Raw genomic sequence first — 21,706 nt, forward strand, 5'->3', positions numbered from 1 at the left:
AGAGCAAACTACAGGTATTACTCAAATCAATGAAGCTATCTCTCATTTAGAATCTGTAACACAAGAGAATGTAGAAATAGCGAATGCAAGTGCTCAAATCAGTGAGAGAGTAGATAGTGTAGCTAGAGATATACTTGATGATGTGAATAAGAAGAAGTTTTAGGGGGGATAAACTTTTATTTATTTAACTCTTTATTGAGTTAACTATTTAACTACCTAACTCTTTACTTGCTTAGCCATTTATCTATATTAATTAGCACTATCTAGTAGCTATTTTATTTATTCTATCTATTTGGCTATCTCTTTATTTGTTTAGCTATTTGCTTATTGAGTTTATCTCTTTATCTACCTTAATTATCCTATCTATCTACTATCTCCTATTTATCTATTTGTTTGTTTTGTTTATTTGTTTATTTATTCTTGTAAAAGGCATAGAGAGTGAAGCATTTGCTTCTCTAGATGAAATCCCACAAGGATATTCAACATTAGAGACTTAGATTCTCTAGTCTCTCCACAATTGAGATATATCCTCACTTCTATAAAAATAAAATCACACCAAAGTGCATACCTTGAAAGCAATGTAGAGGGTGAGGGATATTTAAGCCCCTCCCCTTAAACAAAAAGAATTTTATCAAGTGAGTTTTATTGGGTTTAGAATCTCTATGCCTTTACTATTGAGACTAAAAGTCTCTGCAAAGGTCTTGCATACTTAAGGTAAAGCCTCTCGTGTGTGCCTAAAGGATATACTTGATAACTAAAGCTACGCTTTAGTTATCAAGTGAGTCTCAAAGGTTTAGATTTTCTATTTTATTTTCTCTTTATAAGGGGTGGATGGCTTAAATATGCAAGTATAGGCTAGCGCTAAAGCACAAGTGGGGGGGGGGTTGCTCGAGGATATATCTCTCTGCTGTTTATCCACATAACCCAACTTCTAAACCCTATAACTCCCTATGAAAGTATTTTTAGCCCAATGCTAGAGACGATAATAAAGCTCAAAAATAAAAGTTTTAAAAAACTCTTACCTTCTTTAAAAAATAAAATCCCTACTATTACACCACCTCCTGCGCCTATACCTGTCCATATCGCATAGGCTGTCGCCATAGAAATCTCTTGCATTGCCTGTGAGAGTAGTCCAAAACTTGCCATAAAGATAAGAGCCAAAGCCAAGATAAAAATCTTTTTTCCAGTAAGTATGAGTTGTTTCATCGCAATGATTCCTAAAATCTCCACACAACCCGCTAAGATTAAAAATATCCAACTCATTTCGCCTCCTGACTGATTTCATCAAGCCCCAAGTCTTTAGCCAATTCATCTGCAAGGGCGTCATCTTCTTTAGCTTTAAATTTTAAGCCCACAACGCCTATAAGCAATAAAATAATAAGGCTAATCTTTGCCAAAGAAAATGGCTCATCAAATACAAGCATTTCTGTTAGCACAATTCCGGCTGTGCCAATGCCTACAAATACCGCATAGCACACGCCTACCTCGATTTTTTTCATCGCCATAACCGCACAGCAAAAAGAGACAATAATCCCAATACCCGTAAGCATATAGAGTGCAAAGCTATCAGCGTATTTTAACCCGCTCACCCAAAAACACTCAATCATTCCACCAAAAAGCACCAACGCCCAAGCCATATTTGTAGTAATAGTCAATTTTTTCATAGATTCTCCTTTATAATGTTCCTATTAAAGATTAAAACGACAAAATGTGAAAAATGAAGAGTAAGAAAGTGCTATACGGGAGTATGTGAATGAAAAGCAACAATAAAACTGGTATTAAAATAGCCACAACACAAATCAAAAACTATCATAATAAGCTCCAAAAGATATTATAATCCAAAAGAATAAATATTAGAGCGTTCCTGCTTGTAGGCGTTAAGCATTAGGTGCATCATACGCTAAGCATTCTTAATAAAAGAATTTCTATATACAAACAAAGTTAAAAATGTAACTTATTTGAAAACTCACTTGAAATTAAGATGTTGTTCATCATCAAGTCAATATTGAGTGCTAGCAGAGGCTTTTACAAGCCTAGAGGTAATGTATTTGCGAACATTTCGTGTGTATGATAAGCAAGTATTAGTCTTACTTTTCTTTCACTTGTAAGAAATATGCGGTGTATCCGCACCATACACAGAATCTAAGCATTTTATTATATGTGGTTTTGATATTATCGATGAATAAAATCCCGCACGTATATTTATCAGTTTATCCTGAATGGAACTCACTTTGCTATAAAGCTTATAAATAAAAAAAGGGCTTATATGCGTATTGATATTTTTTGTGAGAGCGGGGCGAAGTTTGGTTTAGGGCATTTCTATCGATGTGTGAAAATACTCGCCCTGTGCTTAAAGGCAAAACAGGTGCAGACTATTACCTTGCATAATCGTGGCGATTTCACACCCCCGCCGCTTAAAAGTTTGCTAGGGATAGAGGCAGATTCCATATCCATAGAATACAAACATTACGAATGGCTCTCTGCACAGCCTGAAATGCTTGATTTAGCCATCATCGATAGCTATGAAGCGCAAGAGTGGTTTTACTATCTGTTAAAATCCCATAGTAAAGCCCTGATATGCCTTGATGATACCTTCCAAGACATATATCCCCCGCAAAGCTATATCCTTAATCCCACGCCGCATTCAAACGCACATTTTTCGTCTTCACACTATCATCTATGGTGCGGCAAAGACTATATGATACCACCTATAATGCCCCCCATTAATCCCCCTCAAGCATCACATACGCATTATAATGTATTTGTCAGCTTTGGCGGGGTAGATAGTGAGAATCTCACGCAAGAATTGGTAAATCAGCTCTCCACACTCGCCTCATCGCAAAATTTTGCCTCCTATCATTTTCATATTGTGTTAGGCAATGGCTATACGCATAATCTCCATATCCCTCACAATAGTGGTGGAGAGAATATTCCAAAGATAAGCATTTATAATCATCTCCTGCCCCTATATTTTCTCTCTAAAGCACAAGAATGCGATTATGCCATTAGTGCAGGCGGTGGGAGTATGCTCGAACTCATCGCACTAAAGATTCCAAGCATTATTATAGAATCTGCCCCCAATCAGCATTTACATATCACACAATGGGAACAAGAAGGGGCAATTGCCACAGCGCACAATCCCCTAGAAGCACTTACACTTTTACAATTATGGCATACAAATCCCTGCCAAGATTCACACACAAATAGCCTATCGGCTATTAAATCCACCCTTGCTAATCTCTCTCTTAATAATCTCTTGCCCCAAGCTCTCTATGAGCTTATAACACAAATTGCTCTTACACAAGATTCCACACAGATTACCGCACAATCTCCCATAGCAAAGCCTAGCCTTAGCCCATCTCCATCCTTAAAAGCTATATCTTTCACCGACTTGACAGAGACAGAATCTTGCCTTGTCCTCTCAATGCGTAATCACCCGCAAGTCGCGCAATGGATGTATTCAACGCATATTAGCGCAGATTCACATACAACATTCCTCGCGCAGCTTCGCAATGATAACTCAAGGCGATATTGGCTTGTGAAGCAAGATGGTGAGTATATCGGCGTAGGCTCACTCACACGCATTAATCTCGTGCATAAACACGCCTTTATCGGCATATATGCTAGTCCATTTTGTGAAGTAAAAGGCAAGGGAGCATCTATCTTAGCCTTTTTAGAATCCTTTGCCTTTAATAAGTTAGAGTTACATACATTGCATCTTGAAGTGTTAGAATGCAATGAAAATGCGATAAGATTCTATCAAAAATGTGGCTATACAAAAGAGGGCAAACTCCATCATTTTATGACACATAAGCAACGCCCACAAAAGCCATATTATGATGTGATATTGATGTATAAGGAGCGATTATGAAAGTCAAAAAACCGCTCATCATAGCAGAGCTAAGCGCAAACCACAATCAAAGTTTGCAACTTGCCAAAGATTCTATTTATGCAATTAAGGAATGTGGCGCAGATGGTGTGAAACTTCAAACCTATACGCCTGAATGCCTTACACTTAAAAGCAATGCGGAGGCTTTTTGCATTCGTGGAGGGACATTATGGGATAATCGCAGCCTTTATGAACTCTATGAAGAGGCTCAAACGCCTTGGGAATGGCACGAGGAGCTTTTTTTTCTCGCAAGGGAGCTAGGCTTACTCATTTTTAGCTCTCCTTTTTCAAGCAAAGGTGTGGCATTTTTAGAATCTTTACAATGCCCTATGTATAAGGTAGCAAGTTTTGAAATAATGCACTATGAGCTTATAGAAGCTATTGCTAAAACCAAAAAGCCCATTATTTTTTCCACCGGTGTAGCCACACATAAAGAGATTAAAACCGCCCTTAAAATATGTCATAAGCACGATTGCAAGGACATTACACTCTTGCATTGCATAAGCGAATACCCCGCTCCACTAGAAAGCGCAAATCTAGCCTCTATGCCTGCTCTAGCCAAAATCTACAAAAAATATCATATCAAATATGGCTTATCTGATCATAGCCTTGGTGCGCTCTGCCCGATTGTGGCTACAAGCTTGGGGGCAAGTATGATAGAGAAGCATTTTATCCTTGATAAATCGCTTGGGGGCGTGGATAGTGCCTTTAGTATGGATAAAGAATCTTTTAGCGCTATGGTGCGGCAAGTACGCGATACAGCATTGGCTCTAGGAGAGAAGCAGTCGCACATTCCCGCACACACATTGCAGAAGCGGCGGCAGTTTGCCCGAAGCATTTGGGTGAGTAAAGATATAGCTAAGGGAGAGGCTTTAAGCAATGATAATATCGCTATTTTGCGTCCTAATGGTGGCGCACACCCAAAATATTTGCCAAAGATTCTAAACAAAAGGGCAAAACGCGCACTTAAGGCAGCACAACCCTTGCAACTGAGCGATATTAAATAACTAAAATAACGTTATTTCAAGTATAATGCGATTTTATTTCGCATATTCAAGGAGGCATTATGCTACTTTTCACACCCGGTCCCACCCCCGTGCCAGAATCCTTACGGAATGCTATGAGTGAGCCTACTCTGCATCACCGCACCCCTGAATTTGAAGCGATTTTCGCACAAGCAAAAGCCGGGCTTTTAGCAATGCTTAAAATGCCTGAAGTGCTTATGCTTGCAAGCAGCGGTAGTGGGGCTATGGAGGCGTGTGTATGCACTTTCACGCAACAAAAAATGCTAAGTGTCAATAGTGGCAAGTTTGGAGAGCGATTTGGCAAGATTGCAAAGGCACATCGCATTGCCTATCGTGAAATCATGAATGAATGGAACACACCAGCGAGTGTGGAAAGTGTGTTAAATGCGCTCAAAGAAGAGGGCAATGTGGATTGCTTCTGCATACAGATGTGTGAATCTGCAGGGGGATTGCGCCATAATGTCGAAGGGATTGCTAGGGCGGTTAAGGATTATAATCCACGTATTGTCGTGGTGGTTGATGCGATTACTGCGATGGGGGTAGAAGAAATTGACATCACACATATTGACGCACTTATTGGTGGTTCGCAAAAAGCCTTTATGCTCCCACCGGGCTTAAGCATTATCGGCTTGTCGCAATATGCTACTGATTTGGTTAATGAGCGCGATGTGGGATTTTATTTCAACCTCAAAACAGAACTAAAAAATCAAAGGCAAAATACAACCGCTTGGACAGCCCCTACTACCATTATCACGGGCTTGGCGAAATATTTTGAAATGCTTAATGGAAATTTTAAAGATGTGTATGCAAAGACAAAGGCACGTTCACTTGCCACGCAAAAGGCTTTAGAATCTTTAGGGCTTAAAATCTACCCTAAAGCTCCAGCTCTTGCGATGAATACGATTTATGATGAGGCAAATGCGGCAGAGATGAGAAAAATACTTAAAAATCGTTTTGGGCTTAATGTCGCAGGCGGACAGGATAAGCTCAAAACAAGTATTTTCCGCATTAATCAAATGGGGCTTATTCCTTTAGAGCAGAGTGTTTGGGTGGTCAATGCAGTTGAACTTGCATTAGCGGAGCTTAAATTAAGGGCATTCGATGGAGTGGCAAACAAAGTCTTTTTAGAAACTTATTACGCTTTAATGCGATGAATAAACTCATCGCCATACTTGGGAGCAGTGGCAGCGGGAAGAGTGCCTTAGCCCACCGCGTGGCTTTAGAGTATGATTGCGAGATTTTTAGCCTTGATGCTTTAAGTATTTATAAATACATTGACATTGCTTCGGCTAAACCTACGCCATTAGAGCAATCGCAAGTGCGCTATCACGCCATTAGCCTCCTAGAGCCCCATCAAAGAAGCAATGCAATGCTTTTTGCGAATCTGCTTGCACAGGCTATCGCACAGCTTCCACCTAGTAAGCCACTACTAATTGTAGGGGGAAGTAGCTTTTTTCTTAAAAGCATTATAGAGGGTTTAAGCCCTATGCCACCTTTAGAATCTTGTAAAGAATGGGTAGATTCTCTAGGTTCTCTCTCCGCGCAATATATGGCATTGCAGGAAATTGATGAAAAATATGCTAAGAGCCTCTCTCCTACTGATACATACAGAATCCACAAAGCCCTAGCCCTTTTCAAAGCCACAGCCATACCCCCTAGCACATATTTTGCCACACACAAAAAAATACCTTTTGCCCATCATATTGAGATTTTTGTATTAGAGCGCGAACGTGAAGCATTGAGAGAGCGTATCGCTCTACGGTGTGGAAAAATGATAGAAAGCGGCATTGTGGAGGAAACGCGCCTTGTTTTAGAATCCTATGGCGCACAAGCCCCTGCACTACAAGCTATTGGCACAAAGGAATGTGTAGCATTTTTACAAGGGGAGATAGATTCACTTGAAGCCCTAAAGGAGCAAATATATTTCCACACTTGCCAACTTGCCAAACGCCAACGCACTTTCAACCGCACACAATTCTCCCAAGTCACGCATTTAGAAGAAGAGGTATTAGAGGAGGCATTGGCAAGATATCTCTTACAAATTCCATAGTGCGGAGACTTTTGCATAAAATTTCTTATGCTTATCTTGATTTCTATATTGAGATACTGTTGCTTGATATATTTAATAAAGGCAAACTTAACATTTGCCACTAGCTCTCTTTTTGGGGTTATTTGATTGTCTTTTATCATTGCCACGCTTTAAATCCATCGGTTTCATTTATCTTCTTGAGGTAGATGGATATTACTTACAATTCTAGCATATATCAAGTTATCCCCTTTAAAAGATAGCTCAAAATGCTTCACTGGAATATTGGCAATCATTCTGTTTGTGTCTTTGCTTATGGCGACTTGCCATTTGATAGGCTCGGGTTTCACTGATACATCTTCTATGATATCGCCTTCATATATTTTGCGCCCCTCTTTATCTTTATAACCTGTCCATAGTTCAATTTCAAGAGTGCGCTCCGCCTTAGGTCGGTTTTTGGCGATATATTCGCCAAGCACTGAAAAGATATTGAAGTTATCTTTGATGTGTTTTTTTTCTTTACTATCCCAGATTCTAAAGTCTAAGTTGCTTACTCTCATACTACTTCCTTTGTGTTGTCTGTGCTAACTTCTAAGGGCTTTTTGTAATTTTCAAGTGTCTTCATATATTATGATATTATTTATAATAAGTATCGGCTTGTTTAACGTAGATATTAAATTTTATATTATATAGATTATTATTAAGGAAATACTAGCTTTAGATATATTTTTAAGATATTGTAGGATTTCAACTTGAAACAATAGAGAGGCTATTACAACATAACTTTGTTTGCAAATCTATTCTAACCAGCCATACTCATAGAGTAAGGCAAGAACTACCCTCCTCCTCCAACGAATCAAACATAATAGCACCGAGTTAATGTATTTTAATTTGCCTATTCTTGCGTTTGTTACCCTTTAGATTCTTTTATGCTAAAATATAGAATTGTTTTTTCATTTGTCCCAGAGGGTTTTAGCCGCTTCTTAAATTCTTTTATGCTAAAATTGCTCAATATGAACAGCTAAATAATTCCATGTTTTAGCCGCTTCTTAAATTCTTTTATGCTAAAATTCAACGCGCCACTGAACAGAATTCTGAGCAAGTTTTAGCCGCTTCTTAAATTCTTTTATGCTAAAATAGTATAAGAATATTGAATAGTCACCACAGTGTTTTAGCCGCTTCTTAAATTCTTTTATGCTAAAATTGCATACCTAAAGCAGCCAAAGGATTGATGGTTTTAGCCGCTTCTTAAATTCTTTTATGCTAAAATCTTCATATGATATTGGTACCTCTTCCTGTAGTTTTAGCCGCTTCTTAAATTCTTTTATGCTAAAATAGACTTTCACTACGCCTTTCATGTTCCAGTGTTTTAGCCGCTTCTTAAATTCTTTTATGCTAAAATATCGTATAGGATAATCCAAATGCTTTCTAAGTTTTAGCCGCTTCTTAAATTCTTTTATGCTAAAATACACTTCGCTAAAACAACGTATGGTGCGGTGATTTAGCAATATAGTAAGCTTAAAATATCTCGATATAAAGATTTTAAGCAAATTAAGAGTATAATCTGCTCTAAAGAATTTAAGAAGCGGCTAGAATAAGGGGTTTAGGGTCCCCGCAGGTTTTCAATACCTAAAAACCCTTATTTTTACATAAAAATACCCACAAATTTTTCTCAATTTCATTATATTTTCTGCAAAATCTAAGATTTTAGAGCAAACAATATCTCCATCTTAACTTTATGCCAAAATGCTCAAAAATCCTTCATAAGCTAAGATTCCAAAAATACAAACTCTACAAAGACATATCAAAAAAGCGTGAGCTGTTTAGGTTCATTGGCTTTTTGGTTATCATTTGGTTTGCCAAGTAAAAGCCGCATATTATCAAATTGCTTTTCTGTGAGGATTAAACCCCGAATGTGCCCCTTGGGAGGTACGATAAGACTTATCTTATCTAAATGATGATTAGCGCTTATAACACCTTTACAGATTCTCATATATACGCTGTATTGAAGCATTATAAAACCATCTTGTATAAGATATTTGCGAAACTTAGCATAAAGCTTCCTCTCTTTCTTGGTGTATGTTGGCATATCAAACATCACTAGCACTCTCATAAATATATCTTCCATTGGATTTGTCCTTGCAAAATATTGGTAGCCTTAAGGTAAATGTGCTTTTTTGAATAGCAGATGCAAGGCTCTGCACACTCATCACACTCCCACGATTAAGCGGATAGCACTTGCCTTCTACCATCACTGCTGCACTTAAGACCCCTGCTAACCTTACACGATTTTCAAGACTCAAGGTTGTGTCAAGCTCCCCACCTTGATACATCTCTACTACAAGTGAATCTACAAAAACACGATAAGGCTCTATCAGATCATCAGCAAGATTAAATGCGTTAAATTGATTTTTATGATTAATCCCTAATGCAGGATTTAGCCCGCTCGCACAAAGACTTCGCACAATCATACCCCTCACAATCGCATAGCCATAATTAAGCGCAGCATTTATAAGCCCTATCTGCGTATCCTCAAAGATTTGCACCTTGCGGCTAAAGTCTTTCCCAAAAAGTGCCTTAAAGTATAGAGAGGCTGCTTTTGCTTCGTTATGAGTGCTATCTGCGAGTTTCACTCCCTTGGCTAGAGATTCTAATGCTTTAAACTCTTCTCTTTGTTGCATTTGTAGGAGCAAGGCTTGATTATGAATCTTTGATTTGATGATGTGCTGCCAAAGTATTGCCTTAGCTTGTTTGCTAAGCTGAATTTGGTGCTGTAAGATAGTGAGGCTTTTAAAATGTCCCAAAAATGGCATAAAGATACCGCTAGGCAAGTGAGAGCTATCACAAGTGTAGCAAATGATTTTTGCCTGTGCAAGAGCGTCAAGGAGCGCATTTGTCAAGGTAATTTGATGAGATTCTAAAATAAGGCACAAAATATCATTAAGAGGGATTTTGACCTCATCTTTACCCTCCTGTGCGATACAAAGGTGTTTTTGATAGAGGCTAAGCCTTGCAGGAGTGCTTAAGAAAAGTGTCCTAAAGGCAGAATCAAACATTCTAGCCCCTTTTCTTATATTTTGGACTTAATTTAAGCGCGATATTTTGGCGCGGAGTAAAATCTGCCTTTTGCACTTCACCCAAAGAGGATACTTGATATTTTTCAAAAATTTTAAGGTTTTGAATCCCTATGCTTTTTCCCACGACTTTTTCCTTTGTCGCATTGGTATAAAGCAGCTTTTCATTGTCGCTTAAGCCCTCAAGTTTATTATTATGCTTTTCAACTTGAATCTGTGCTAAAGCAGAATCAAAGCTTACAAAGTAGCATAATTCTGCCTTTTCCATATCCTTTTTCTGCACTAAGATTAAATCATCTTTAAAGAGGCTAAAGCAAAATTCGTAGGAATTATCCATCTCTAGCCAATCTTTAATGACTTCCTCCTTGTCTTTCCCGCTTACTACCGCTTTATTAGGCAAGATTCCTAATGCAAAGTCCATTGTATAGATAGGCACACCATAGAACTTGCCATTTTGCTTATGTTTGAAAATATCTACACGCACCATATTGCCATTTTTAACGATTTTTGTGCCAATGCGGCGGATTTTGCCCAGTGCTATTGCCTTTTCTATACCCTTTTGTCCGCCATATTGTTTCATTAAAGCCTTATCACCAAAAGAATAAAATGTCTCCTCGTGCAATGCCCTTCTAGCACGTTTTCGCGGAGGCTTAGAAACAAAGATAGAATCCACCTTTGCCAATACCCTTTCCCTAAAATACGCCATAGGCTCAAAAAATACTTTTTGCTTTTTGTAGTCAGCCTCTGCCATTTCTTTGGCGTAGAATCTCGCTCTATTCAGCTCTCGCTGCTTTTTAAAATCGCTAAAAGCTTTAATCATTTTTGCATTACTAAAGGCAATAATAATCGCATCAAATGCGTGGTGGAGGTGATTATCCCTATCTTTTTCCCCCAATCCCCAATAATGCCTTAGCATCGCCGTGAGATTCCCACTTACTACCTCTATATGCACTTTGCTGCCCTTTTCTCCGGAGATGGTTACTTCACTTTCACTTAAAGGCAAAAATTCTAAGCAATCCTTCGTCCAATTCGCACAAAGCCTTGCAATATAGCTTGTGTCATTGAGATTCCTAGGGATAAAGCCACTCTCTTTTTCTACAAAATGTTCATTGCAGATTCTGCGCTGCTTTGGCTTGGGGAGCTTCAGCGAGTAGCTTTTGATTTGCTCCCATTTCTTTGTATCTCCCCCAAAGGCTTCAAAAGGCGTCTTGTTGTGCTTATTTTGATTTTCCTTCGTAAAGCAAAGCACCTTATTCAAATAGCTATCATCAAAACTACGCGAATAAGGGTAAATATGGTCAATTTGCAGTATTTGAGAGTTAAGTAAATGCGCTCTAGTAATTTTCTCCCCACTATACACGCAAAACTCCCCCTGCTCTAGCCATAGCTTCACTTTAAGAATATTTATCGCACTAAGGGGCAGCCCTAGAATCTCACATTGCTTTTTTGCCTTCTCATTTTTAGCAAATTGTTCCCTTTGCTCCTTTATAATATTGTTTCGCTCTTTAAAACTCCTGCCTACCTCACGTGTAAATTCAATATGAATCTTATGCATCTGCCCATATTTCTTAAGTAAGCTATTTAGCACCTTGCGATACTCACTCATCGCCCTTGCCACAACGGGATTTGCCAAATAAGGTTCATATTCATTGAGCGGTGATAATAGATTATCTTTTTGCGCCCTCTTTCTCCATTCTTTTAGTCCCGCTTGTCGCACAGCCTCATCGTATTTTAACCCCTCCCGCATAAAAGGCAGAATCTGCTCTAATGCCTTGAGGCTAAGGTTAATATGCCCTGCAAAGCTTAGTGTGCTTAAAGATTCTTTTTGTGTATCAGCGAGAGCATATCGCTCTAGGGCGCTTTTTAGCTTGATCTTATCCTTAATGAGCGTGATATATGTAGCTATCTCATCTAAATCCATACGTAAAAGCCCATCAAAGCTCCCACTCAAAGCCTTTTTGAATGCTTTAAAATTCTTAAACTCAATAAATGCCGCCTTTTCTGCCACGCTTAACTCTTTAGTATAATCAAGTTTAGAATCTTTAGGAAATCGCATAGATTCAGGCAATTGCAATATCTCACGCAATGCCTTATAGTTTATCTCTCCTTTTTCAAGCACGATGTGTAAAATTTGTGTAATCATATCTTTACCATAGACTTCACCACTTTGCTTACTGATAGATTGCAAGGTGTTAATAATGCGTGTAAGGACGATAAACTCCATCGCACTTAGAGTATTTTTAGCTGCACGATTTTCCTCCTCATAAAACACACATTTACCTACCTTATCGCTAAAATCCTTTAACTCACGCTGATAAAAGGCAATATCTATAATTTTTTGGCAAAAATTCTCAGCTAGTCTCACACCCAATGTATTTTGTGTATGCAAAATCAGTTCTAGTTCTGCTTTGAGCTCACTTTGTGCCACACAACGTTGATAATAACCTTCGCCTCTATTACGCACATTTTGAAATTCTTTACTATTTGTGCTACCTTTTTTCTCACTATCACTTCGTTCTTGCTGATAAAATGTTTTATAGAGATATTCACCCACACTTTTGTAGCCTTTTTCGTCCAAAATACGTTTGTTTGCTTCAATGGCAGCCTTAATCTTGCCATTTTCACTTTGCTTAGCATTATCCATTTCCCTTGCGTGTTTGTTCCCATAGCCGCGGTGTTTAGCGATATGCAATATCACTCTAGCCAAATCTTTGTGTTCTAGTCTTTGTGTGAGGGCTAAAGTGCGCAATTCATAAGGGCTTTTGGTGTCTTTGGTATTGATATAAGCCTTTGGTAAATCTCCATCATCGCTTAAATAATCATCCACATTCAAGCCAAATTCCTTGCATATCAGCTGTTTTAAGGCATAAAGTCTGCCTTTTCTACGTGCTAATCTCCGTCTTGTGCTTCGTGCCTCCCGTCTTGGCAATGCTAAAGGTGCTCCTGTTTTTGGATTTTCTGCTTGGGTGAAGATTCTCACTCCGCAATCTTGCAACTCATTACCCTCTACATACGCCCAACCAATGCTTGTAATCCCTATATCAAATCCTAAGACCTTCATTAATGTTCCTTTTAGCCAAGATTCTAATATACAATCTCATTATTGTATATTATTTTATGAGATTATGAAACAGAAAAGCAAGTTATGTATGAATTTTGAATATATCCTTGTAAAAAAATACAAAAAGTCCTGCGACGATGATAAGCAAGCCTATAATCTTATGCAATGAAAGGCTTTTGATAGGCAAGCCAAACGCACCTAAATGATCAAGCACCGAGCTTGTGAGAATCTGTCCCAAGATGATGAGTAAAAACATATTAGCAAGTCCAATTTTCGGGGATAAAAGTATTGTGCCAAATACAGCAAACGCCCCTAAAAATCCACCTAAATATTTCCACCATTCTTGATGTAAAGTTGCCTTTAGCGTATGGGTATTGAGCATACCATAAGCGTATGCTAAAAGACATAAACACAATGTCCCTATGCTAAAAGAAATAAGAGCAGCAACTAAAGAAGCATTTGAAAGTGATTTGCTCAAAGCCGCATTAATCGGTGCCTGTATTGCTAGGGCTACTCCTATGCAAAATGCAATAATATAAAACATTATTATGTCCTTGTATGATTTTCTTTGATTATAACATAAGAGTTGTTTTGCGGATTTTCTAGTCTCTCCTATGCCCTTGCTGTTGCGATGTAATCGCCGTATTCGCACGAAGTGCTAATCCACACTCGCAAAGGGTCTTGCTTTGCAGATATAAAATCTGCTTCGCACCATTCAATCCCGAAGGGATTTAATCTCGCAAAGGGCGATAGCCCTTGAGGACAAAAGGACGCACTTATGACTAAGACGTTGTCTTATTCATCAAGTTAGTTTTTAAGGTAGAGAATCTCTAGTCTCCCCACAAGTGAGGTAATTCTCACTTGCATAAAAAAATAAATCGCACAATAATAAAGGAATGGGTAGAGTTTATCTATTTTTATAAGGAACAAATTGATGCGATGAGTCTAAGTATAGACTAGCGCTAAGGCATAAGTGGGTATCTTGGCTTAAGTACTTACGCCCTACCCTACTTTTAGAGGCTGTGGGTAATAAAGGCATTTAGTGCTTTTCTATTTAGCATAGATACTTAAGGCTCTTTTAAGGTCAATTTTTCCCTCATAAAATGCTTTTCCTATGATAACACCGCTGATATGTGGATTCTTATTAAGAATCTCTAGTTCATCAACATTTGCAAATCCTCCACTTGCAATAGTATAAATGCCACTATGACAGGCAACGTCTTGGGTAAAAGATATATTAATCCCGCTTAATGCCCCATCGCGATTAATATCCGTGCAGATAATAGCCTGCACCGGACTACCTGCGAATTGTTGTGCTAAATCCTTTGAATCCATAGCACTCTCTTCTGCCCAGCCCTGTGCTGCTACTTTGCCATTACGTGCGTCAATACCCACAGCTATGGGATAACCCTGTGCCATTTCTTTGACAAATTCCCAATGTGTTAGTGCTATGGAGCCAAGTATGAGCCTTGACACCCCCATTTGTGTGTAAAGCCTAATCGTTTCCTCATTGCGAATCCCCCCTCCAAGCTGCACCTTAAGTGCTGTGTTTTGCACGATATTCTCTATCACTCTTAGATTTTGTGGCTTACCTGCAAATGCCCCATCTAAATCCACGATATGCAAATATTTCGCACCCATATCAGCAAACTTTTTAGCAAAATCCAATGCTTCACCATAAATCGTAGCACTCTGCATATTGCCCTTAAAAAGCCTCACTGCTTTTCCATCTTTTAAATCAATCGCAGGATAAATATCAAGTGCCATAACCTACTCCTTTATGGGCTTAACAATATCATTATACATCCATTCAGCGCACCACCCTACAAATGCTAAGACCAAAAATGTATAACGTGCATTAAAATAATTATCCGACATAGATAGCACAGAGGTGCAAATGAAGCAAATGAGTATGCCGAGAATAAGCAGGGCAGAATTCATATATTCATAGAATCCAAAGAGTTCTTTATGTTTTAGCATTACCCATATAAGTAGTCCTACGCCTCCTAAAAAAGCGACAATATCGCAATACACATAAATATTATCTCTAAAATAATAGGGCTGCAGCGATAAGCCAAAAAGCATTACAATGATAACATTAATCGATGGGCGCATACCATAAAGTATTTTACCAAGCTGGCTATTGTGACTAGGGCGCATAGTGAAAATTTCAAACAATAACGGGATATATACAAAAAATATATATATACAAGCAATAAGCAAAATACGTGGCAAATAATCGCTCACAAGCTCAAAAAAATTACGATGATAGATGCTTCTCTCAATCGCAAACATATCCATAATATCTTCCGTTTTAGGCACATATACGCTTTGCAAAATGAAAAGATACATAAACACAACACTTAAAATCAGTATAAATATATGCTGCAAGATATTGCTTGTATGATACCAACTACTTAGAATCACAAATGCCCCACTTAGCACAAATCCACATAAAAATAAAAAGATACTCAAATGGTCATAAAGCTGATTATCGCGGATAAAGATTAAAAATAAATGCGAAAAAGAATGTGAAAATTGTGAAATAAATAATGTAAGATTGGTAAAAACAAAAAGCGAGAAAAAAGCAAGCGAGAAGATTACGCTAATACGTGTGGGTTGATTCATTCTTTATCCTTAAAGTATTAATGATTCCTTAAAAAATATCCATCTATACCATCAGCCATACCTATGGCGACAAGCTTTTGATATTCCTTTTTGGCAATCAGTTTTCCCTCAAGCTTATGTGATGCATAGCCAATTTCGATTAAAACAGAAGGCATAAGCGCACCAGCTAATACCCAAAATGGTCCCTCTCTCACGGCTCCATCGTGCGTATTATGCTGTCTCCTTACCTCATTAAGAATGCCAGATTGAATCTCAATAGCAAGTTTATGTGAAGCGACAATATGATAAGCACTAATGGTATTCAAAAATGATCGCGTTGCAAAGTGGCTCATCGTCTCTATATCACCTTGGTTTTCTGCTTTGGCTACTTGTTCAGCTCGCTCACTTCGCGCAGGAGAAAGGAAGTATGTTTCCACTCCGCTTGGTGTTTTAGCTGAATCTTTGGGGATAGAATTTGCGTGTATGGATATAAACAAGTCTGCATTTTTGGCATTGGCAAACTCTGTGCGCTTACGTAGGTCAATATAGACATCACTATCGCGTGTCATATATACTGTATAGCCACGATTTTTTAGCTCATCTTTGAGAATCTTTGCCACACTTAGCACGATAATTTTCTCGCACACATTTTCTACGCTTTTTGTGCCACAATCCTTACCACCATGCCCTGCATCAACAACTATCTTTTTACCATTGCCAACCTTTGATGGGGCAGGGGTATTCTGCTTGGATTGTGCAGTATCTTGAGCTATTTGCTCTTTTTTGGGCTTTTGAGGAGTTGGTTTTATGGATGAGTTCTTTTCATTGGGCTTTGCTATTGGCTGCTTTTGCGGAGTGTCTTTGGACTGTTTTAGATTAGTTTGTTGTGCTTCTTTAGTGTCTGTTTTTGGTTTAATAAACACATAGAGATTCTCTTTTTCCTTTACAATCTCATAAGTTGATTTTGGTTGTGTAGTAATCACTATACGCACGATTTGTGGGGTATTTTGAGCTACTTGCAAAGTGGAATTATCTTTGAAAATAAAATTACGGCGCGGGATAGTGAGATTGGCTTCAAAGTCTATAAAACTCTTATTATCTTGTAGTTTTTTAACTTGCCAAGTTAAATCGCTAATGTCTTGAGTAAAAACAATCTTAAGACTCCCATCACCAAAGGGAACCATTCTCACAATGCGATGCTCACCCCATAAACATATCATTATAAGGCATAAACTTACCGCAATCCTCCACATACACGCCTCTAATCTTGGACCAATTCAGCAATAATTTCCCTCACAGGCTGAATCTTTTGGATTCTATATCCATTTGCCCCTGTAAAATACAAGCCATAATTTCTATCTCCCATATATCCACGCCCTAAGGAATCCGCTATACAATAACCCACTTTCTTTGCCTCTACACCCCGATGACAAGGCGACACGCAGTTGCTAATGCAGCGAATCTTTGGTGCATCACCCTGTGCCATTGCTTCAAAAATCCCTGTTTTCACAGCGCGAGCAGGATAGCCCACAGGTGATTTTACAAGCTCAATATCTTCTTTTTTGACAGAAGGCATTAAATCTCTATACGCTATGGCATCGCATTCTTGGGAACCAAGCCAACGAGTCCCCATCTGCACTCCGCTTGCACCCAAAGCCATCATTCTATTAATATCGTTTCTATCCCAAATGCCTCCAGCGGCTATAACAGGGATACTTCCCCATTTTTGCGCTTCATCAACCACTTGCGGTAGGACATTTTCAAGCTGATATTCTTCTTTAAAGCAATCCTCATAGCTAAAGCCTTGATGTCCGCCACTCAAAGGTCCTTCTACTACTACCGCATCGGGGATTCTTGCATATCTATCCATCCAACGTTTACAAATAATCCTTAATGCCTTTGCTGAAGAGACGATAGGCACAAGGGCTACATCGGGGAAGTTTTTGGTAAATTCAGGCATATTGGTGGGCAATCCCGCACCTGTTACAATGATATTCGCCCCCGCTTCACACGCATCTCGCACAACTCGCCCATATTCATTAATCGCATAGAGTATATTTGCTCCTAAGGGCTTATCACCACAGATTTTACGTGCATTTTTAAAAATCTCATTTAAAGCTTGTTTTGAATAAAAATTAATCGCCTCAAAAGGCTTAGAATTGGTAATTTTTTCGACAAATTGCATTTTTTGATAATATCCTGTGCCAACTGCACTGATAATGCCTAATGCACCCTCTTTGGAGACATTTCCAGCAAGTCTATCCCAGCTGATACCTACACCCATACCCCCTTGAAAAATCGGGTATTTAATCGTGTGTTTTGCTATTTTGAGCGGTTTTAATCCCATTATATCCCCTATGAATAATCACTTTTGCAAAACGTCTTTTGCCAATTTGGATAATGTATTCCCCCGCTAATAAAGTAAGATTCTCATCATTTACCTTTTGCTGATTGATTTTCAATGCTCCTGCACGTATATCTCTACGAGCTTGCGAGGTAGATTCACAAAGTTTAGCCATCACAAGCACTTTGGCTATCCACTCACCACTATTACATTTAAATGTCGCTATATCAGCGGGAATTTCATTTTTACTAAAGACATTGTCAAATTCTATTTTAGCTTGTTTTGCTAAATCAATGTTATGATAACGTGTAGTTATCTCTAAAGCGAGCTGTTCTTTTACTGCTTTAGGATGTGCTTCTCCTGCACTTACTCGCTCTTTAGTCTCTGCAATTTGGGGCAGTGAGAGTGAGGAGAGGAGTTCATAATATCGCCACATCATCTCATCACTTATGCTTAGAATCTTCGCATACATTGTATTTGCAGATTCAGTAACGCCAATATAATTATTCAGTGATTTACTCATTTTCTGCACGCCATCAAGTCCCTCTAATAATGGCATAGTCATTACAGATTGCTCTTTGTCTAAACCATATGCCCTTTGCAAATGCCGCCCTACCAAGAGATTAAACTTTTGGTCATTGCCTCCTAGCTCAATATCACAATTTAACGCCACAGAATCATAGCCTTGTAAAAGCGGATACATAAATTCCACCATAGAAATGGGTTGTTGATTGTTGTAGCGCTTGGTAAAATCATCTCGCTCAAGCATACGTGCAACGGAAAATTTTGAAGTAAGGGTAATCATTCCTGCTGCACCTAGCTCATTAAGCCATTGAGAGTTAAAACAAATCTCTGTATGCGTAGGATTAAGCACCTTAAAAACCTGCTCCTTATATGTGAGGGCATTTGCTGCTACTTGCTCCTTGCTAAGAGGCTTTCTTGTCTCGCTCTTTCCAGTAGGATCGCCAATAGTCGCGGTAAAATCCCCGATAAGAAACTTCACATCGCCTCCATAACGTTGAAATATCGCAAGTTTTTGCAAAAGCACAGTGTGTCCTAAATGCAAATCCGGCGCAGTAGGGTCAAATCCAGCTTTGACACAAAAGCGCTGCCCTGTGGTATAGAATCGCTCCACCAAACTAGCGATATACTCCTCCCCTATAAATTCCACACAACCTCGTGAAATCTCTTGCAGAGCTTCTTGTATTTGTGTTTTCATTGCTTTCCTTTCTAGCTTGAATACGCGTCTTTGAGATTACTCAATGCGATAATCTTGTATCTTTTGTAAAGTAAATCTTTTAATTCCTTTACATCATTTGTCTTGCTCTCAAAACAGATCTCACAATAGGTAGAAAATTGACGATTAAGCACATCATAATCCACGCTTACGATATTGCAATCATATTTAGCCAAGATACCACATAGTTGAGCCAAAACACCTCGTTGATTTTCTAGTGCAACAATTACTTTATACGTTGTTTTTTGCTCATTTGCCCATTGCACAAAGAGCATTTCACTTCCTTGTTCTATCTCATTTAATGCCCTTTCGCACATTTTATGATGGATATATGCTTTTTGGGCTGTTTTAATCGCTAAAATATTATCGCCATATTTGGGGTGGCAGCAGTAGTCAAAAATCACTTCATTGATATTGCGATTAGTCTGCACAATGATATTATCAAATACAAGAGGCTTTAGCTTTAGCATATTGATTTTAATTTTTCCTAAAAAATTTGCCTCACGTGCGAAGTTTTCCCTAATGCTATTTTTTACTTCTTTTAGAAATACCAAATCCGAGGCGGCTCTATGGATATGAGAATCTAATTTATTCTCTTTAAGATAGGTTTTGATAGTCTGCAATGAACTATCAAAAATGGTTTGTAAGATATGAAGTGCTACTTTTTTATCAATTTCTTTAAGCTTTGTCTGGCATTGAATCCGTATATGGTTTTTTGCTTTAGAAGTCTTCACCGCATCAATCCACGTGCAGCGTGGGCTAAGCTTTTCTCCATCTTGAGATACCACAATACGCACAATATCACCATTTTTAAGGGGCTGGAGTAAGGAGGCTTTTTGATGATTGATAAAGGCTTCTTTGGCATTATCGCCTATATCACTATGCACCGCATAAGCAAAATCAAGTGCCACTGCACGCACGGGGAGATTATAAATATCTCCCGCAGGAGAAAATACCACCATATCTTCTTTATATAAATCATTCTTTGCGAGTTCATAAAACTCCTCAATGGTGTCATTTTGGTATTGCAAATTATTGAGCCATTCTAAATTTGGCTCAATACCTCCGCTTTTGTATTTCCAATGCGCTGCTACACCATATTGTGCAGATTTATGCATATCAAAAGTGCGAATCTGCACTTCATAGATACTTGCTCCCTCAAAAATCGTCGTATGGATTGTTTGATAGCCATTTTCTTTAGGAATAGCGATATAATCCTTAAGACGTGAGATCACAGGCTTTAGCTGCAAATGTAAAAGCCCTAATACTTTATAACATTCTAAGTTTGTAGGCATGATGATTCTAATAGCGAGCAAATCAAGAATCTCATCGATACTCACACCCTTACGCTGCATTTTAAGAAAAATAGAGTAATAACGTTTCACGCGACTTTCAATGCTAAAATCCTTTTGTGTAAAGCCATTTTGCAATAAAATTGTTGTAATTTTTTGAGTAAATTCATTGAGTTTTAGCGTAATAGATTGATTATTTTCTCTAATATATGAATCGATTTTTTGGTAATCTTTAGGGAAGATATAAAAAAAACTTCTATCTTCTAGCTCATTTTTAAGCGAAGAGATTCCTAATCTATGAGCGATTGGGGCATATACCATAAGTGTTTCTTCTGCGATACGTTTTTGCTTATGTGGAGGGAGGGCATCAAGGGTGAGCATATTATGCATTCTATCGCTAATCTTAATCACAAGAGCGCGAATATCTTTTATGGAGGCAAGCAGCATTTTACGGAAGCTTAGGGCAGAGGCAGTAAGCTTATCATTAGGATTATGGCTTAGCTCCTCATTGCGAATCTCTACGATTTTGGTTAGTGCATCGACCAAATGTCCCACGTCCCAATCAAATTCTGCCCTTATGTCTTCAAGCGAGCATAATGTATCCTCTACTACATCGTGTAATAATGCTGCACAAAGCATTGTTTCATCACCACCATAGAATGCCACAATACACGCCACGCACAATGGGTGTATCACATAGGGTATTCCACTTATACGAAGCTGTCCTTGATGTGCTTGTATTGCCATATCAATGGCTTTTTGCACTTTAGGCGTAATATTTGTAAGTGATTGAAGTCTAGCGATAGCAGATTCTATATCGTTAATTTGAGCTATTTGGGCAAAAAAATCCAAAAGTTCTCCCTAGTTTCTATCCTCAATAGAACTAAGCTCTATCTTGCCTTCAGCAATTTCGCGCATAGCAATATCAGGTAATTTATGGAGTTTAATATCCATATCTACCAAAGGTTTTGCACCATTTCCTAGTTCTTTCACACGCTCAAAAATAAGGCTTGCAAGTATGTATCTATCATCTTGCACCCTTTTAAGAGCTTTTGCAGCAATTTCTTCTGTCCGTAATGTATCCATAGCTATCCTTTACTTTTTTGAGAAATATATTAAATATTGTAGATTCTATCGTGTTTTTTATTTGA

General features: G+C 38.4%; 19 protein-coding genes and 1 CRISPR repeat array. Of the genes, 5 read left to right on the forward strand and 14 right to left on the reverse strand.

What is annotated here, in order from left to right; translation table 11 throughout:
• Positions 1 to 163, forward strand: a 163-nt coding sequence (locus tag QZ289_RS04195) for a methyl-accepting chemotaxis protein (RefSeq protein ID WP_295699867.1), incomplete at its 5' end; no start/stop codon positions are given.
• A gap of 785 nt (positions 164 to 948) precedes the next feature.
• On the opposite strand, the gene QZ289_RS04200 is transcribed toward QZ289_RS04195, so the two are convergent.
• Entirely contained in the window at positions 949 to 1,263 is a 315-nt protein-coding gene (locus QZ289_RS04200) for a multidrug efflux SMR transporter (protein WP_295699550.1), read from the reverse strand.
• Entirely contained in the window at positions 1,260 to 1,664 is a 405-nt protein-coding gene (locus QZ289_RS04205; protein WP_295699553.1) for a multidrug efflux SMR transporter, read from the reverse strand. Before QZ289_RS04205 ends, QZ289_RS04200 begins: the two co-directional genes overlap by 4 nt.
• Positions 1,665 to 2,266: 602 nt before the next feature.
• Between QZ289_RS04205 and pseH the strand changes: the two genes are divergently transcribed.
• The 4 genes from pseH to miaA are packed head-to-tail and all read left to right on the forward strand — an operon-like array spanning position 2,267 to position 6,964.
• Positions 2,267 to 3,871: a UDP-4-amino-4,6-dideoxy-N-acetyl-beta-L-altrosamine N-acetyltransferase gene (pseH, locus tag QZ289_RS04210; RefSeq protein ID WP_295699555.1), complete on the forward strand. Its 1,605-nt coding sequence runs from the start codon at positions 2,267 to 2,269 to the stop codon at positions 3,869 to 3,871.
• Positions 3,868 to 4,896 carry a pseudaminic acid synthase gene (gene pseI / locus QZ289_RS04215; protein ID WP_295699556.1) on the forward strand — a complete coding sequence of 343 codons (1,029 nt, stop codon included), beginning with the start codon at positions 3,868 to 3,870 and terminating at the stop codon, positions 4,894 to 4,896. The genes pseH and pseI overlap by 4 nt, the downstream gene beginning before the upstream one ends.
• A 59-nt stretch (positions 4,897 to 4,955) precedes the next feature.
• Complete coding sequence (locus QZ289_RS04220; protein ID WP_295699558.1) at positions 4,956 to 6,068, forward strand: alanine--glyoxylate aminotransferase family protein; 1,113 nt, start codon at positions 4,956 to 4,958, stop codon at positions 6,066 to 6,068.
• Positions 6,065 to 6,964, forward strand: coding sequence for a tRNA (adenosine(37)-N6)-dimethylallyltransferase MiaA (gene miaA, locus QZ289_RS04225; protein WP_295699560.1), 900 nt, complete (start codon positions 6,065 to 6,067; stop codon positions 6,962 to 6,964). The genes QZ289_RS04220 and miaA overlap by 4 nt, the downstream gene beginning before the upstream one ends.
• 164 nt (positions 6,965 to 7,128) lie before the next feature.
• On the opposite strand, the gene QZ289_RS04230 is transcribed toward miaA, so the two are convergent.
• From QZ289_RS04230 to QZ289_RS04285, 12 genes are all read right to left on the reverse strand, one after another.
• On the reverse strand, positions 7,129 to 7,500 hold the full coding sequence (locus QZ289_RS04230) for a YopX family protein (RefSeq protein WP_295699561.1): 372 nt from the start codon (positions 7,498 to 7,500) through the stop codon (positions 7,129 to 7,131).
• Positions 7,501 to 7,843: 343 nt separating this feature from the next.
• Positions 7,844 to 8,408: direct repeats of the CRISPR family, unit length 36 nt; unit sequence GTTTTAGCCGCTTCTTAAATTCTTTTATGCTAAAAT.
• Between the two features lie 336 nt (positions 8,409 to 8,744).
• The gene (gene cas2 / locus QZ289_RS04235; protein ID WP_295699563.1) at positions 8,745 to 9,068 is read right to left on the reverse strand and encodes a CRISPR-associated endonuclease Cas2; all 324 of its coding nucleotides are present in this window, start codon (positions 9,066 to 9,068) and stop codon (positions 8,745 to 8,747) included.
• Complete coding sequence (cas1, locus tag QZ289_RS04240) at positions 9,031 to 9,996, reverse strand: type II CRISPR-associated endonuclease Cas1 (protein WP_295699565.1); 966 nt, start codon at positions 9,994 to 9,996, stop codon at positions 9,031 to 9,033. Before cas1 ends, cas2 begins: the two co-directional genes overlap by 38 nt.
• Position 9,997: 1 nt before the next feature.
• Complete coding sequence (gene cas9 / locus QZ289_RS04245; RefSeq protein WP_295699566.1) at positions 9,998 to 13,075, reverse strand: type II CRISPR RNA-guided endonuclease Cas9; 3,078 nt, start codon at positions 13,073 to 13,075, stop codon at positions 9,998 to 10,000.
• Between the two features lie 82 nt (positions 13,076 to 13,157).
• Positions 13,158 to 13,619 carry a DMT family transporter gene (locus tag QZ289_RS04250; protein WP_295699568.1) on the reverse strand — a complete coding sequence of 154 codons (462 nt, stop codon included), beginning with the start codon at positions 13,617 to 13,619 and terminating at the stop codon, positions 13,158 to 13,160.
• 506 nt (positions 13,620 to 14,125) lie between these two features.
• On the reverse strand, positions 14,126 to 14,842 hold the full coding sequence (hisA, locus tag QZ289_RS04255; RefSeq protein ID WP_295699570.1) for a 1-(5-phosphoribosyl)-5-[(5-phosphoribosylamino)methylideneamino]imidazole-4-carboxamide isomerase: 717 nt from the start codon (positions 14,840 to 14,842) through the stop codon (positions 14,126 to 14,128).
• A gap of 3 nt (positions 14,843 to 14,845) precedes the next feature.
• Entirely contained in the window at positions 14,846 to 15,703 is an 858-nt protein-coding gene (locus QZ289_RS04260; protein WP_295699572.1) for a hypothetical protein, read from the reverse strand.
• A gap of 17 nt (positions 15,704 to 15,720) precedes the next feature.
• Positions 15,721 to 16,935 (reverse strand): N-acetylmuramoyl-L-alanine amidase, encoded by a 1,215-nt coding sequence (locus QZ289_RS04265; RefSeq protein WP_295699573.1) that lies wholly within the window; start codon positions 16,933 to 16,935, stop codon positions 15,721 to 15,723.
• 8 nt (positions 16,936 to 16,943) lie between these two features.
• Entirely contained in the window at positions 16,944 to 18,029 is a 1,086-nt protein-coding gene (locus QZ289_RS04270) for a nitronate monooxygenase (RefSeq protein ID WP_295699575.1), read from the reverse strand.
• Positions 17,989 to 19,245: a tyrosine--tRNA ligase gene (tyrS, locus tag QZ289_RS04275; protein WP_295699577.1), complete on the reverse strand. Its 1,257-nt coding sequence runs from the start codon at positions 19,243 to 19,245 to the stop codon at positions 17,989 to 17,991. The genes QZ289_RS04270 and tyrS overlap by 41 nt, the downstream gene beginning before the upstream one ends.
• A gap of 11 nt (positions 19,246 to 19,256) precedes the next feature.
• The gene (locus QZ289_RS04280; protein ID WP_295699579.1) at positions 19,257 to 21,407 is read right to left on the reverse strand and encodes a RelA/SpoT family protein; all 2,151 of its coding nucleotides are present in this window, start codon (positions 21,405 to 21,407) and stop codon (positions 19,257 to 19,259) included.
• 9 nt (positions 21,408 to 21,416) lie between these two features.
• Positions 21,417 to 21,641, reverse strand: a complete 225-nt coding sequence (locus QZ289_RS04285; protein WP_295699581.1) for a DNA-directed RNA polymerase subunit omega — start codon at positions 21,639 to 21,641, stop codon at positions 21,417 to 21,419.
• Positions 21,642 to 21,706 lie beyond the last annotated feature (65 nt).

It is taken from the genome of uncultured Helicobacter sp. (genome assembly GCF_910577135.1).
Classification (GTDB): domain Bacteria; phylum Campylobacterota; class Campylobacteria; order Campylobacterales; family Helicobacteraceae; genus Helicobacter_C; species Helicobacter_C mastomyrinus.

Coding starts and splice junctions, on each gene's coding strand:
- QZ289_RS04200 (WP_295699550.1), bottom strand. CDS start 1,263: ATGAGTTGGATATTTTTAATCTTAGCGGGTTGTGTGGAGATTTTAGGA.
- QZ289_RS04205 (WP_295699553.1), bottom strand. CDS start 1,664: ATGAAAAAATTGACTATTACTACAAATATGGCTTGGGCGTTGGTGCTT.
- pseH (WP_295699555.1), top strand. CDS start 2,267: ATGCGTATTGATATTTTTTGTGAGAGCGGGGCGAAGTTTGGTTTAGGG.
- pseI (WP_295699556.1), top strand. CDS start 3,868: ATGAAAGTCAAAAAACCGCTCATCATAGCAGAGCTAAGCGCAAACCAC.
- QZ289_RS04220 (WP_295699558.1), top strand. CDS start 4,956: ATGCTACTTTTCACACCCGGTCCCACCCCCGTGCCAGAATCCTTACGG.
- miaA (WP_295699560.1), top strand. CDS start 6,065: ATGAATAAACTCATCGCCATACTTGGGAGCAGTGGCAGCGGGAAGAGT.
- QZ289_RS04230 (WP_295699561.1), bottom strand. CDS start 7,500: ATGAGAGTAAGCAACTTAGACTTTAGAATCTGGGATAGTAAAGAAAAA.
- cas2 (WP_295699563.1), bottom strand. CDS start 9,068: ATGGAAGATATATTTATGAGAGTGCTAGTGATGTTTGATATGCCAACA.
- cas1 (WP_295699565.1), bottom strand. CDS start 9,996: ATGTTTGATTCTGCCTTTAGGACACTTTTCTTAAGCACTCCTGCAAGG.
- cas9 (WP_295699566.1), bottom strand. CDS start 13,075: ATGAAGGTCTTAGGATTTGATATAGGGATTACAAGCATTGGTTGGGCG.
- QZ289_RS04250 (WP_295699568.1), bottom strand. CDS start 13,619: ATGTTTTATATTATTGCATTTTGCATAGGAGTAGCCCTAGCAATACAG.
- hisA (WP_295699570.1), bottom strand. CDS start 14,842: ATGGCACTTGATATTTATCCTGCGATTGATTTAAAAGATGGAAAAGCA.
- QZ289_RS04260 (WP_295699572.1), bottom strand. CDS start 15,703: ATGAATCAACCCACACGTATTAGCGTAATCTTCTCGCTTGCTTTTTTC.
- QZ289_RS04265 (WP_295699573.1), bottom strand. CDS start 16,935: ATGTGGAGGATTGCGGTAAGTTTATGCCTTATAATGATATGTTTATGG.
- QZ289_RS04270 (WP_295699575.1), bottom strand. CDS start 18,029: ATGGGATTAAAACCGCTCAAAATAGCAAAACACACGATTAAATACCCG.
- tyrS (WP_295699577.1), bottom strand. CDS start 19,245: ATGAAAACACAAATACAAGAAGCTCTGCAAGAGATTTCACGAGGTTGT.
- QZ289_RS04285 (WP_295699581.1), bottom strand. CDS start 21,641: ATGGATACATTACGGACAGAAGAAATTGCTGCAAAAGCTCTTAAAAGG.